Genomic DNA, 13,393 nt, shown 5'->3' with positions numbered 1-13,393 from the left:
ATGAGTCGTCGTTCAGATTATTTTCCGGTTTTGGGTATTCAGGATTTCAAGGATGATCATTCTTTGGAAACACCTCTCTTATTTAATGAGCTTTACGGAGAACGTTCTATCGATGATCCGCACAAACATGATTTTTTTATCATTAATATTTTTGAAAAAGCAAAAGGAAATCATACCATCGATTTTGTAGATTATGAAGTGAAAGATTACCAGATTCATCTGGTTTTTCCAGATCAGGTGCATCAATGGGATATTGAAGCAGGAACGATAGGATATCAGTTAATGATTAGCAGAGATTGGTTTGAAAGCCTAATTCCGACTTTAAGATTTTCACAATTATTTTATCAGAATCATCCTGTCATAGATCTTTCAGATATGAGTTTTGAATTTCTGGTTTATGAATTTAAGACTATTAAAAAACTTTTGAATGATGAGAATATCTTTTGGGAAATGATTCAGAAACGTAGCGAAATGATTGGATTACTCATCAGTGAAGCGGTAGAATTTATTTTTAAAAATGATGAGCAATACCATTCGAATCCTGTATTTTCAAAATTTTTGAATCTTATTGATGAGCATTTTAAAGAAGAACGTTCAGTTTCTTTTTATGCTGAAAAGCTTAATATTTCGCCCAATTATTTAAATATTATCTGTAAAAAAAGCATTAATTCTTCAGCTTCATCGCTTATTCAGGATAGAATTTTACTTGAAGCAAAGCGTCTTCTGAAAGTTTCAAAAAAATCGGTGAAAGATATTGTTTTTGATTTGGGATTTTATGATCAGGCAAGTTTTTCAAAATTTTTTAAGTCACACACAGGAATGACGCCGTCTCAATTCAAAGACTAATACTATTCTTACTTTAAAAATACTGGAAAAGGTTGAACTCCTACGGAGCTTTAATTGTGGTTATTACTATCCTACAAAGGTATTGCTCCTCTGGAGCTATTCAAATTGTAAGACAAATTCCTATCAGGTAAATTCTAAATTAGAATGATATAAATTAACTATTTAAACAAAATTCCTCAGAAATATTTCTAAAGAATTTTATATCGATTTTAAATTTAATTATTGTAATCCGGACCAACCAACTGCCCAAGATGGTATTAAAATGCCATTTCCGGCTCCGGTTGCATCAGGTTTTTTAGTATAAGTGGTGTCTACAATAGGAACTGTTGCACCTAAAGAAGATTTTAAAGAAACTTCGGTTGTTGTATCTTTAAACAAAACATTGGTTATTCTTTTTTTACCGTTGAAACGAGCCACTGTAGAATCGCTTTCAATATTAATTCCGGTTGACCAATCGGAAACTACGACATTATCTAATGTTGCAAAAGTTCCCTGTTTTAGTTTTATTCCGTTCGATTCACCTGAAGTTCCACCGATAAAGGTGACATTTTTAATAGTAGGATTTGATCTTGGTGAGGCATTGTCGTTTCCTGTATTATTAATCCCTGTAATCCCAGTATTTCCTGTGCCATCTGCTTTTCTTTTGGTAAAAATATTGGTTGCGCTACCAATCCATCCATCTTTATAACTGAAGGCATTATTAGTATTTGCAGCTGAAACAATGTTTGAAACATTTACCGTTCCGCCATAAATCTCAATGCCGTCATCTGCATTATTTAAAAGTGCTACACTTTCTACTCGGGTCTCGTTACCAATTCCGAAAAGCGAAAGACCATTGAATTTTTTACCCGCAGCGAATTCGGCACCGGCATATTCTATTCTTACAAAGTTCAGAGATCCTGAATTATCTTCAGCTTCGGAACCTCCATATATTAAATTTCCTATCTCTGATAAACCTGTACTTCCTGTATTAACCGGAGCTTTACCACAAATTACGATTCCTCCCCAATTTCCGGCTTCGGCTGTAGTAGATGTGAATAAAACGGGAGAACCCGCAGTTCCGTTCGCATAAATCTTTCCGCCCTGCTCGACAAGAACATAAGATAAAGCTCCCGCTGTAGCGGTAATTCTTGTTCCGGCAGGAATAACGAGAGTTCCGCCATTTTTTACCGTAACAATGCCTGTGAGTTTATAAGACATCATCGGATTAAGAGTCACCACTTGCCCGTTGGTAACGTCACCTTTAAAATTGTTGGGATCCTGAGCGATTCCTATCACGGCAATTTCAGAACTTATATCTTCATCTTTACTGCACGAATGAATAATAAATGATGAGCCAATTATAAAGGCTGCAACGATTATTTTTAAATGATTTTTCTTCATAATTCTCAGGTTACTCTTCTTCAACGAGATTTTTATCAATCTATTTTGAATGAGAAGACCAAATTACCATTTTTCTGTTTATTATCCCAATTCAAAATCTGATGAATTGATTTTAATTTAAATATTTAAAAGAAAATTTAAGTTTATGGTAAAAAATAACCACGCCTGGAAAATAAATTCCGGGCGTGGTTTTCAATTTGATATGAAGAAACTAATTACTTACTAATTTCCTGCATCAGTTGCAGTAAAAGTAGAAACCCCAGTCCATCCTTGTGCCCAAGTTGGAAGAGATGACCCATTACCAGCACCATTTGCTGCTGTATTAACAAGTACTGCTGCTGTTAAATCAACAGCTGTACCAGCTGTATTTTTAGCTTTAATATTAGTTCCGATACTTTCAAAACGAACATTTTTCACATATGAACCTCCTTGGAACCAAGTAAGAGTTCTGTTAGTTTCAAAATCAATTCCTGTAGAGAAATTAGCTAAAACAATATTATCGAATTTTCCTTGAGAACCTGCTCTGATTTTCATTGCCTGAGATTCAGTACCTTTTGTATTTCCTAAGAATGTTGCATTTTTAATTGTAGGATTAGAAACTCCATTTCCGAAAGTTGTATCATGATCTGGATCTTGAGTGTCAGCTTCAACGCCTCTGTTACCTGGTTCAGCATCGTTTGCATACTCTTTTTTTCTAGCAGCATAAATATATTCAGCTGTACCTTGCCATCCTTCTGTCCAGTCAATACTATCATCTCCTACACCAAGTACAACGATATGATCTGCATTTACATTACCACCGAAAAATTCTACACCATCATCAGCTCCATCGTAAATATATACATAAGAAACTTTAGTTCCGCTACCTACTCCGAAAAGAGAAAGACCGTTAAATTCTTTTGAAGGGTTATATTTAAATCCACTGTTTTTGATTTTAACATACTGAATTGATCCAGAGTTATCATCTTTGGTCGTTCCACCATAAGTTAATTCTCCAAGTTCTGAAGTAGAAGTTCCAGCAGCACTTCTGTTAGATGGTGCTTTTCCTAAAACTACAATTCCTCCCCAGCTTCCTGGCTTGTTTACTGCTCCTTCAAAAACTACTGGAGCAGCAGCTGTACCGTTGATAAAGATTTTAGCACCTCTATCTACGATTAGGTAATTTGCTCCTTCACTTGCTACAATTTTAGTTCCTGCAGGAATGATCAAAGTAGCTCCTTCTTTTACCCAAAGTTTTCCAGTTAGTTTATATGTTTTTGTAGCATCTAATGTAACGGTCTGTCCAGATTGGATGTCACCTTTGAAATCGTTCGGATCAAGAGTTGAAGATACTTCTTCCGTATCATCATTGTTACTACAAGAAACAGCTACCGATGTAAAGCTTACTGCTAATGATAAGCAAAGTGCAGCTCTTAAAAATGTTTTTTTCATTTTATTTATTGATTATTTTATTTAGAATTTATAAGAAAGATTTAACCCAATCGTTCTACCTTTTGTATAGTTTTTATGAACGAAAGTACCTGCTCCATTCATCTGATCAATTTTATAATTAGGATTTAAAAGATTTCTCACATTAACACCTACTCCAATATTTTTTAAAGTAAAGTTTAAGTTAGCATCGAGAATATTTCTTGACAATTCGTAGAAATTACCTGTTTTATTGGTGCCCAATGCATAAAGGTTTTTCCCGACATAAGAATAAGATACTACGAAATCGAGTGTATTATCATTCCATTTATAATTGTAGCCTAAGTTTGCATTAGCAATAAAGTCTGCTACACCTTGTACATCATCTTTAGTCTGACCGCTAAACTCTGCTCTTTTTCCTTTGTTTTCTGCAGCTAACTCATCGGCAGTTTTCAATTCTTGTTGAGAATGCATATAAGTTGTATTAATGAATGTGTATAATTTAGAATTACCCCATTCGTGAATATCTTTTCTGAATTCTGCTTCTGCTCCTACAATATAACCCCAGTTTGCAATATTGAAGTAAGTCATATCACTTGAAGCTGCAGTTGAGAAAGTTGTTCTGGCAATTGGATTTTGAATGTACTTTCCGAAAGCTGTTAAAGAGATAACTTCGCCTGCTTTAGGGAAATACTCCCACTTTAAATCAGCATTATAATTGTCTGATGGAACAACATTTGGGTTACCATAAACGTTGGTTGTAATGTCATAATAAGCAATTGGAATCAATTCTTTCGGCTGAGGTAAAGTGTAAGTTTTTGATAATGATAATCTCAGATTAGATTTATCATTTACACTGTATTTTGCATTAACAGCTGGTAAAAACTTATTATAGCTTTTTTGTTTTTTATCCGTTTCCAAAGGATCTCTCCAGTTCATATCCCAATTAATATAATCGAATCTACCACCTACTTGAACCACAAATTTATCTGAGATGTTGTAATCTACGTTAACAAAACCTGAATGCAAGTGTTGTTTAATATCATAACCCCAAGGTTTGTATAAGTTTCCTGAATCACGAAATGTTTGATAACTAAACTGATAAAGTGGGCTGTTTTGTGGATTGAAAAAGCCGTCGATATTATTAGGATCTAAAACAATCTGAGTATCATAAGGATTAAATCCATATTTGATACCGATAGATGTATAATCAAAAGTTCTGTTCTTATACGATCCGTCATAACCAAAGTTAACTTTAAAATTATTGAACTTCTTACTCAGATGTAAATATCCTAGAAAAGTATCATCAATTAACTCATCAAAATAACGGTGATTATCTACTGCACTTCCAGCAACAATTATTTTGCTGTCTGCAAGCATTGTATTCTGAAGTCTGTCTGGCCTTTTACTGTTCAATTTGTTATAACCTACAGCCCAGTCTGCTTCCCAATCTTTTCCTAACTTATGATTTCCAACTAATTGATTTATCCATGTATCTGTAATTTTATTATCACCACGATTAATGATTACATTATTGTCAGTATCATAATTATATCCTTCAAAGAATCTTGCAACTTGGGATGAAGAATGGATATAATTAGAGGTAAATGTTAGTTTATTGTTATTATTTAATTTATAAGAAAGATTTACTAAAGCAGTTGTATTCGTTTCATACGAATATCTTTCAACTTGATAATCTTTATTACGAGTTCCTGTTCCTGTAAAAAAGCTTTCGTTACCAGAACTGTATTCATAATTGTTGTCAAATCCCGCATAAGCAAAGATGGAAAATTTACCCAAACGAGCCCCTGTTTCAAAATCAATATTAGTATTAAAAGGATTTTGTGCGTTTTTAAAATTCCAGCTTGTTGTAAATGGATATGTTGAACCTGGATTAGATTTATTAAATGTAGCAGTTTTATAACCGAAGAAACCTGGTCCGCCATCTTGAAGCTTGAAGTTTTCTTTTTTATAGGTCTGCATATTAATAGAACTACCAAGTCCTACTTTGAAATAAGGTTTTCCTGTATATTCTTTTGATACGATGTTGATATTAGCACCACCGAAATCTCCGTATAATTTTGGATTGTAAACTTTATCCAAAGAAATGTATTCAATCATTGATGTTTTGAAGATTTCAAGATCAATGTTTTTCATTTCCGGATCATCAGAAGGAATCGGTAAGCCGTTTAACGTTGTAGTATTATAACGATCTCCCAATCCTCTTACAAAAATTTGCCCGCTACCTTCCTGTTTTAGTGTTCCTGTTGCTTTGGTAACTGCTGCAGATGCATTTCCGATACCTTGTTTAGCTAATTGTACAGAACCCACCCTTTCAATAACTTCTACAGATTTTTTCTGCATATTAATCAGGTTAGCTTCAGTTCCTTTTTTTGTAGACCCTTTGATGATAACACCCTCAATCTTTTTTTCGTTCTTTACGGTGTCATTTTTTTCTTGAGCGTACATTAAAGTCCCAGTTGTGGTAAGGAATAATGCAGCGATACTCAGTTTTCTAAAATTCATTTCTTTTTTACTAATTACTTTCGGTGCAAAGGAAGAGAAGTTTGTTGGTGTAAATGGTTTAGCGAAATTTAAATTTTTCTTAACTAATTATTACGAAATGGAAATTATTGTTAACTTTATGTGAACGATAACCTTTGTGTTAATCCATGATTCAAAATTGATTAACTTTGAACCGTAAAAATTGAAAATGAACCAAAAGAAAATTCTTCTAATAGACGATGAACTCGACATTCTAGAGATTCTGTCTTACAATCTGGAAAAAGAAGGCTACGACATTTATACCGCTACAAATGGTAATGAAGGTATAGAAAAAGCCAAAGAAATTATTCCCGATTTGATCTTATTAGATGTAATGATGCCCGAAAAAGACGGGATCGAAACTTGCCAGGAACTTCGTAAAGTAAAAGAACTGCAAAAAACACTTATCGTTTTTCTTTCTGCAAGAAGTGAAGAATTTTCTCAGCTAGCCGGTTTTCAGGCTGGTGCGAATGATTATGTTGTGAAATTAATCAAACCGAAAATTCTTATTTCTAAAGTAAATGCATTGCTTCAGTTGACCTCTCAGGTTTCGGATAATGCTAAAATGATAGAAATTGGAGATTTGATAATCGATAAAGATAACTTTAGGGTTTCTAAAAGCGGACAGCAGTTTTTATTACCTAAAAAAGAGTTTGATTTATTATATCTTTTGGCTTCAAACACCGAAAAAGTGTTTAAAAGAGAAGAGATTCTTGAAAAAGTTTGGGGTAATGACGTGATCGTTGGCGAAAGAACAATCGATGTACATATCCGTAGACTGAGAGAAAAATTAGGAATCAACACGATTCAAACTTTAAAAGGAATAGGATATAAATTAATCGTTTAATTAAGAATACCTAACTTTACATTTAACCCTAAACTCTTGTAAAATTGAAATTTTACAGACTTACCTTAGTTTCATCATGTCTGCTTACATTGGTGATGTTCGTTTTAGTGATTATTTTTGATTCACTGAAAGATATCTATTACCATACTTCTCAGTTTAAGATTGGTCTTTTTCTGTGTATTATTTTGATGTTCATTATTAATTATGTGGTCTTAGAACTGCTTTTTAATTATTACGCCAAAAAGCAGGTTAGGAAAATCTCAAAAATTCTTCCCGAAGAAATTGTTTATAGCGATCAAAATAATATTACACTGAAGGAATTGGGCGAAAGATTTTCAGATTTTAATCAGCAGCAGCTTACCGAGATGGATATGATGAAGGAAATGGAAAGCTACCGTAAAGAATACATCGGAAATGTTTCGCATGAGCTGAAAACACCTCTTTTTTCTATCCAAGGTTACGTAGAGACTTTGGTTGATGGTGGCGTAGAAAATTTGACGATTCGCGATAAATATTTGGAAAGAATTGGGATTTCTGTAGAAAGATTGATTGCTATCGTAAACGATCTCGATATGATCAACAGATTAGAAGCAGGAGAAATTAATCTCACCGTTTCAAAATTTGATGTTAATATTCTGATTAAAGAAATTTTTGACCTCCTAGATCTTGAAGCCGAAAAAAACAATACCGTTTTGCAGCTTCAGACTTTACACAGCCAGATTTTTGTAGAAGCCGACAAACAGAAAATTTCTCAGGTTTTTATTAATTTAATTTCCAATGCTATTCATTACGCCAACAGACAGGAAGCTAGAGTTGTGGTGAAAACAAGTATTCTTAGGAATAAAGTACTCATCGAAGTGATTGATAATGGTATGGGTATAAAAGCCGAACTTTTACCAAGAATTTTTGAAAGATTTTATAGAGTAGAGACCAGTCGAAGCAGAAGACAGGGTGGTTCCGGATTAGGATTAGCCATTGTAAAACACATACTAGAAGCTCATAACGAAAATATTACAGTAGAAAGTGTTTATTTGGAAGGTACGAAATTTAGTTTTATGCTCGAGAAAAGTAAATGATTTTGGCGAAATGTAAGGAAAAAAAAGTTTCTAAAAAATTATTAAATATTTTTTGTAAAATCTCATTTATTATATATTTGCATCAAGAATTTATCATAATAAATAAAGGCAAAAAGTAATTGAAATACTGATATGGTTTACAAAATCCGTGTAATATTAGATACGAAAGAAGATATTTTCCGCGATGTAGAAATCAAAGGAAAACAAACACTCTGGAACTTACATTTGGGAATTAAAAGTGCATTCAACCTTAGTGGTGATGAGCTGTCTACTTTTAATCTTCTCGAAGAAGATGGTACTGTTGTAAAAAGCGTACCTCTAGAAGATATGAGTGATGATGGTGATGGCGAGATTATGTCAGATGTGTACATCGATGAAGCATTTGAGTCTGCAGGCGACAAAGCGCAGTTTCAATACGGGCTGCTCGACCTTTGGGAATTTTTCTGCGAATTAGTAGAAGTGGTAGACGAAACTAAAGGTGTCAATTATCCGATTACAACTTATAGATTTGGAAATGCTCCTCTAAAAGCTCCAAGCAAAAGTAAAACCGCTGCAGGATCAAAAAATAAAAAATCGGCAATGCCTTTAATGGATGACGATTTCAATTTTGAAGATGATTTCGGAGGTGGAAGCAATAACTTTGCAGATGAAGATGATGATAATTTTGATGATGATGAAGACGATGATTATAATGATGATGTTTTCGATGATGAAGACGATGACAACGAAAGATAAAAATAAAATATAGCCCTGAAGTAAAATTCAGGGTTTTTTATTTCAAATAAGTAATTCCGACTTAGGAAGGTGGAGCGTTAAGAAAATTCCAGTTTTGAACTTTTGTTCCTTTTGTTTCAAGACAAAAGGAAATTATAAAAAAAGATTATACTTAAGTTATAAGAATTAGTTTTAAAACTCAATTTCTTATTTTTGCCAAATAAATTCAGTCAAAACTGATTGTAAGGAACAAGATATGTTTCTTTATTTTTTAAAATGAAAACGAATATGGATTTACCTCAGGAATGGAAACACACGACCAATATATATGAAGTTAATGTAAGGCAATATACAAAAGAAGGCACTTTCAGAGCTTTTGAAAAAGAAATGCCACGTCTGAAAAATATGGGGGTCAAAACCTTGTGGTTCATGCCGATTACTCCAATTGCTCAGCAAAATAAAAAAGGAAGCCTCGGAAGTCCTTATGCAGCGTCAGATTACATTTCAATCAATCCTGAGTTTGGAACGATGGATGATTTCAAACATTTGGTGAATGAAGCGCACCGTTTAGGCTTTAAAGTAATTATCGACTGGGTTGCCAATCACACAGGTTGGGACCATGTTTGGACGAAAACCAATCCTGAATTTTACCTGAAAGAAAATGGTACTTTCAAAATGGCTTCCGGAATGGATGATATTATTGAGCTTGATTATGAAAATCAGGAAATGAGAAAAGCCATGATCGATGCGATGAAATTCTGGATTGAAGAAACATATATCGATGGTTTCAGATGCGATTTGGCTTCTTGGGTAACGGTAGATTTTTGGAAAGAAGCAAGACCGGAAGTTGAAAAAATAAAACCTCTTTTCTGGATTGGTGAGTTTGATGAATTGGAAAGCCCGGAATACGGAAAAGTTTTTGATGCAAGCTATTCTTGGAAATGGATGCACAAATCTGCCGAATTTTATAAAGACAATCAACCGATTCATGAACTTGTAGATTTGCTTAGAAAATATTCTCAAATAGGAGACTCTTCAATGAGAGCGTGGTTTACAAGTAATCATGATGAAAATTCATGGAATGGAACAGAATACGAAAAGTATGGAGATATTACCAAACCAATGGCGATATTTTCAGCAACTTGGAACGGAATTCCTTTATTGTATTCAGGTCAGGAACTTCCTAATTTGAAAAGATTAGAGTTTTTTGAAAAAGATCCGATAGAATGGACGAATGACTGTAAAATGGCTGATTTTTATAAGACTTTGTTGAATCTGAAATCTTCAAACCAGGCTTTAAGAGGTGGTGATTCAAATGTGGTCACTTATCTTTTAAACACTTCAGCGAATGATAAAATTTTTGCTTACATCAGAAAAAATAAGTGGAATGAAGTGTTAGTAGTGCTCAATTTTTCAAAAGAAAACGTTGAATTTACTATTGATGATGAAAATGTGTCTGGAATTTTTAAAAATATTTTTGATGGTACCAAAAGAGATTTCAACACGGGTAAAAACTTCAGTTTTAAAGTTTCCGATTACGCTGTTTTTGAAAAATAAATTTGCATAAAGTTATAGATAAGTTTTTCTTTTAAGATTAAATCAAAATACATAACTTTAAAATATATTATAAATACGAGCGGGCTTTAGCCCGCTTTTTAATGAATTAAAGAAAAGGCTTTAGCTAAAATTTAATATGAACAAATCTTCACTTATCAATATTGTTAAATTAAAACTCTCCGAAAAAATCAACAACTTAGAAAATCTGATTGCTGAAACCCGAGCTTCAAGCAATGATACCAAAAGTTCGATGGGTGACAAATACGAAACCGGACGAGAAATGCTTCAGCAGGAAATCAATAATCTGCAAATTCAGTTGAATGAAGTTTTGAAACAGCAGGATTTTCTGAAAACAGTACTTCCAAAACAATCTGACAAAGCAGAAAAAGGAGCGATTGTAAAAACTGAAAAAGGTTTGTTTTTTATTTCGGTTTCTTTAGGTGAAATTACTTGTGAAAATGAAAAAATCATCTGTATTTCTCCGGAATCTCCATTGGCAAAAGCAATGTATGGGAAGCAGGAAAATGAATCTTTCTCGTTGAATAATATAAATCAGAAAATTATTGAGATTCAGTAGTTTTTAACTTTAAAACATATCATTGATTCGAAAAGAAACATTTGTGAATTTATTAACTTTTAAAAACACTTCTTTGCATAATTTTTGTTGATTTAATATCATAATTAAATACATCATTTGTTATGAAAATCTTAGACAATAAAGTAGCATTGGTTACAGGTGCAGGTTCAGGAATTGGGCTTGCTATCGCAAAATTATACGCTAAAGAAGGCGCAAAAGTTATCGTTTCCGATATCAACGAAGAACACGGAAAATCTGCAGTTGAAGAAATAAAATCAGCAGGTGGCGAAGCAACTTTTGTTAAAGCAGACACTTCAAATCCTGAACAGGTGGAAGCTTTGGTAAAAGCAACAGTTGAAACTTACGGAAGATTAGATATTGCGTGCAATAATGCAGGAATTGGAGGTGAACAAAAATTAACAGGAGATTACAGCATCGACAGCTGGAAAAAAGTTCTTAATGTGAATCTTGATGGTGTTTTCTACGGTTGCAAATATGAATTGATACAAATGGAGAAAAATGGAGGCGGTGTTATCGTAAACATCGCTTCTATTCACGGAACAGTTGCAGCACCTCTTTCTTCAGCTTATACTTCAGCAAAACACGCAGTTGTAGGGCTTACGAAAAATATCGGTGCAGAATACGGACAGAAAAATATTCGTTGTAATGCAGTGGGACCTGGTTACATAGAAACTCCACTGTTAGAAAGTGCAAGTGGTGATATGAAACAAGCCTTAATTGCTAAACATCCAATGGGAAGATTGGGTACATCAGAAGAAGTTGCAGAATTGGTTCTTTTCCTAAGTTCTGAGAAATCTTCTTTTATGACAGGAGGTTATTATTTAGTTGATGGTGGCTATACCGCAGTATAATATTCAGAAAAATAAAATTATTGAAGCATTCATTTTTTATGAGTGCTTTTTTTGATAGAAAATGGGAATTGTATTGATATGGATAACTTTAAGTTTTAAATGAAGATTTTCAACTTAGTTTTTTTTAAATTTGAAGCTGATAATTTTCACAATGCAAAACTACCTCGATTTACTTCAGCATATTTTAGATAACGGAACCGATAAAACCGACAGAACAGGAACAGGAACACGAAGTGTTTTTGGATACCAGTTACGTTACGATTTGTCAAAAGGATTTCCTTTGGTTACGACTAAAAAGGTTCATTTGAAATCTATTATTTATGAATTGCTTTGGTTCATTAAAGGTGATACCAATATTAAATATCTTACCGATAATGGAGTTTCTATCTGGAACGAATGGGCCGATGAAAATGGAGACCTTGGTCCTGTTTACGGTGCACAATGGAGAAGTTGGAGCGGTGCCGACGGAAAAGTAGTTGACCAATTTTCTGAAGTAATCGAACAAATCAAAAAAAATCCAGATTCCAGAAGGTTAATTGTTTCTGCATGGAATGCAGCTGAAATTCCGAATATGGCCTTAGCACCTTGTCATGCGTTATTTCAGTTTTATGTAGCAGACGGAAAATTGTCGCTTCAATTGTATCAGAGAAGTGCAGACGTTTTTCTGGGAGTTCCTTTCAATATTGCAAGTTACGCACTTTTATTGATGATGGTTGCGCAGGTTACGGGACTTGAAGTTGGTGATTATGTGCATACTTTTGGTGATGTTCATATTTATAACAATCATTTTGAACAGGTTAATAAACAGCTTTACCGAGAGACACGACCTTTACCAACAATGAAACTTAACCCTGAAATCAAAGATATTTTTGATTTTAATTTTGAGGATTTTACTTTAGAAAATTACGATCCGCATCCGGGAATTAAAGCTCCTGTTGCGATATAATTTTTTAGTAATAAAATCATTAACTTTGATTAAAATCCTGAAATTATGGAAATTAAAATCAGTTTAGACGAATATGCAGATGTTCCTTTCATTAAAAAACTTTTGTCTCAGATAAAAGGAATTAATCATATTGAGATTTCAGAAAACGATAAAACTTATTCGTGGGAGGAAATTGAGAATTCTGAAGCTTTTGCTAAAGTAATTGAAAAAAGCAGAAGTCAAATTAAAAATGGCGAATATGAAGAGTTTTCGGAAGAATTAATTGATTCGATTTTTAATAAGAAATGAAAATTGTTTTTTCGAAAGATGCGATTAAAAGTCTTCAAGAAATCACTGATTTTTTGAATCACCGATGGAGTGAAAGAGAATTGAAATTGTTTAAGAAAGATTTGGAGAAATTTAAACAATCATTAAATGACAAAATAATTTCTTATCCTACAGTAAATTCAGATAATAAACTAAGATTTGCTTTATTAGGAAAGAAACAAGTGAAAGTATATTTTGATATTCAAATTGATTCTGTCGAAGTTTTATTATTCCTACCATCGAAAGGTAATCCTGATAACTTAGAAAGGATGCTTAATAAATAATCAAGTGAAGTATAAAGCTTCACTTTTTTTGTAA

At 33.3% G+C, this 13,393-nt stretch carries 13 protein-coding genes; 10 read left to right on the top strand and 3 right to left on the bottom strand.

What is annotated here, in order from left to right:
• Entirely contained in the window at positions 1 to 846 is an 846-nt protein-coding gene (locus tag B5X64_RS04560) for a helix-turn-helix domain-containing protein (protein WP_079464126.1), read from the top strand.
• A 219-nt stretch (positions 847 to 1,065) separates the two neighbouring features.
• Here the strand turns inward: B5X64_RS04560 and B5X64_RS04555 are convergent, their stop codons facing one another.
• The 3 genes from B5X64_RS04555 to B5X64_RS04545 form a co-directional block, all read right to left on the bottom strand.
• Positions 1,066 to 2,229 carry a hypothetical protein gene (locus tag B5X64_RS04555; protein WP_079464125.1) on the bottom strand — a complete coding sequence of 388 codons (1,164 nt, stop codon included), beginning with the start codon at positions 2,227 to 2,229 and terminating at the stop codon, positions 1,066 to 1,068.
• A 222-nt stretch (positions 2,230 to 2,451) separates the two neighbouring features.
• On the bottom strand, positions 2,452 to 3,660 hold the full coding sequence (locus B5X64_RS04550; protein ID WP_079464124.1) for a hypothetical protein: 1,209 nt from the start codon (positions 3,658 to 3,660) through the stop codon (positions 2,452 to 2,454).
• Positions 3,661 to 3,681: 21 nt separating this feature from the next.
• Positions 3,682 to 6,162, bottom strand: a complete 2,481-nt coding sequence (locus B5X64_RS04545; protein ID WP_079464123.1) for a TonB-dependent receptor plug domain-containing protein — start codon at positions 6,160 to 6,162, stop codon at positions 3,682 to 3,684.
• A 187-nt stretch (positions 6,163 to 6,349) separates the two neighbouring features.
• Here B5X64_RS04545 and B5X64_RS04540 point away from each other — a divergent pair, with 187 nt between their 5' ends.
• The 9 genes from B5X64_RS04540 to B5X64_RS04500 all read left to right on the top strand — a co-directional run bounded on the left by B5X64_RS04540 (position 6,350) and on the right by B5X64_RS04500 (position 13,359).
• Positions 6,350 to 7,027, top strand: a complete 678-nt coding sequence (locus B5X64_RS04540; protein WP_079464122.1) for a response regulator transcription factor — start codon at positions 6,350 to 6,352, stop codon at positions 7,025 to 7,027.
• A 44-nt stretch (positions 7,028 to 7,071) separates the two neighbouring features.
• Positions 7,072 to 8,103, top strand: a complete 1,032-nt coding sequence (locus tag B5X64_RS04535) for a sensor histidine kinase (protein ID WP_079464121.1) — start codon at positions 7,072 to 7,074, stop codon at positions 8,101 to 8,103.
• Positions 8,104 to 8,235: 132 nt separating this feature from the next.
• Positions 8,236 to 8,838 (top strand): IS1096 element passenger TnpR family protein, encoded by a 603-nt coding sequence (locus tag B5X64_RS04530; protein WP_079464120.1) that lies wholly within the window; start codon positions 8,236 to 8,238, stop codon positions 8,836 to 8,838.
• 255 nt (positions 8,839 to 9,093) lie between these two features.
• Complete coding sequence (locus tag B5X64_RS04525; protein ID WP_079464119.1) at positions 9,094 to 10,374, top strand: alpha-amylase family glycosyl hydrolase; 1,281 nt, start codon at positions 9,094 to 9,096, stop codon at positions 10,372 to 10,374.
• Positions 10,375 to 10,510: 136 nt separating this feature from the next.
• A complete protein-coding gene (locus tag B5X64_RS04520; RefSeq protein ID WP_079464118.1) occupies positions 10,511 to 10,951 on the top strand; it encodes a hypothetical protein in 441 nt (146 codons plus the stop codon).
• A gap of 122 nt (positions 10,952 to 11,073) precedes the next feature.
• Positions 11,074 to 11,823 carry an SDR family NAD(P)-dependent oxidoreductase gene (locus B5X64_RS04515; RefSeq protein WP_079464117.1) on the top strand — a complete coding sequence of 250 codons (750 nt, stop codon included), beginning with the start codon at positions 11,074 to 11,076 and terminating at the stop codon, positions 11,821 to 11,823.
• 151 nt (positions 11,824 to 11,974) lie between these two features.
• Positions 11,975 to 12,769: a thymidylate synthase gene (locus tag B5X64_RS04510; RefSeq protein WP_079464116.1), complete on the top strand. Its 795-nt coding sequence runs from the start codon at positions 11,975 to 11,977 to the stop codon at positions 12,767 to 12,769.
• A gap of 45 nt (positions 12,770 to 12,814) precedes the next feature.
• Complete coding sequence (locus B5X64_RS04505; RefSeq protein ID WP_079464115.1) at positions 12,815 to 13,057, top strand: hypothetical protein; 243 nt, start codon at positions 12,815 to 12,817, stop codon at positions 13,055 to 13,057.
• Positions 13,054 to 13,359 (top strand): hypothetical protein, encoded by a 306-nt coding sequence (locus tag B5X64_RS04500; RefSeq protein ID WP_079464114.1) that lies wholly within the window; start codon positions 13,054 to 13,056, stop codon positions 13,357 to 13,359. The genes B5X64_RS04505 and B5X64_RS04500 overlap by 4 nt, the downstream gene beginning before the upstream one ends.
• The last annotated feature ends 34 nt before the right edge of the window (positions 13,360 to 13,393 follow it).

The sequence above is a fragment of the Chryseobacterium balustinum genome (assembly GCF_900168205.1).
Taxonomy (GTDB): domain Bacteria; phylum Bacteroidota; class Bacteroidia; order Flavobacteriales; family Weeksellaceae; genus Chryseobacterium; species Chryseobacterium balustinum.
Note: the sequence above shows the minus strand (reverse complement) of the source record. Positions and strands in the feature narration are given on the sequence as shown.

Bases quoted from the DNA above. Each gene is read 5' to 3' on its own strand.
- B5X64_RS04560 (WP_079464126.1), top strand. From the start codon at position 1: ATGAGTCGTCGTTCAGATTATTTTCCGGTTTTGGGTATTCAGGATTTC.
- B5X64_RS04555 (WP_079464125.1), bottom strand. From the start codon at position 2,229: ATGAAGAAAAATCATTTAAAAATAATCGTTGCAGCCTTTATAATTGGC.
- B5X64_RS04550 (WP_079464124.1), bottom strand. From the start codon at position 3,660: ATGAAAAAAACATTTTTAAGAGCTGCACTTTGCTTATCATTAGCAGTA.
- B5X64_RS04545 (WP_079464123.1), bottom strand. From the start codon at position 6,162: ATGAATTTTAGAAAACTGAGTATCGCTGCATTATTCCTTACCACAACT.
- B5X64_RS04540 (WP_079464122.1), top strand. From the start codon at position 6,350: ATGAACCAAAAGAAAATTCTTCTAATAGACGATGAACTCGACATTCTA.
- B5X64_RS04530 (WP_079464120.1), top strand. From the start codon at position 8,236: ATGGTTTACAAAATCCGTGTAATATTAGATACGAAAGAAGATATTTTC.
- B5X64_RS04525 (WP_079464119.1), top strand. From the start codon at position 9,094: ATGAAAACGAATATGGATTTACCTCAGGAATGGAAACACACGACCAAT.
- B5X64_RS04520 (WP_079464118.1), top strand. From the start codon at position 10,511: ATGAACAAATCTTCACTTATCAATATTGTTAAATTAAAACTCTCCGAA.
- B5X64_RS04515 (WP_079464117.1), top strand. From the start codon at position 11,074: ATGAAAATCTTAGACAATAAAGTAGCATTGGTTACAGGTGCAGGTTCA.
- B5X64_RS04510 (WP_079464116.1), top strand. From the start codon at position 11,975: ATGCAAAACTACCTCGATTTACTTCAGCATATTTTAGATAACGGAACC.
- B5X64_RS04505 (WP_079464115.1), top strand. From the start codon at position 12,815: ATGGAAATTAAAATCAGTTTAGACGAATATGCAGATGTTCCTTTCATT.
- B5X64_RS04500 (WP_079464114.1), top strand. From the start codon at position 13,054: ATGAAAATTGTTTTTTCGAAAGATGCGATTAAAAGTCTTCAAGAAATC.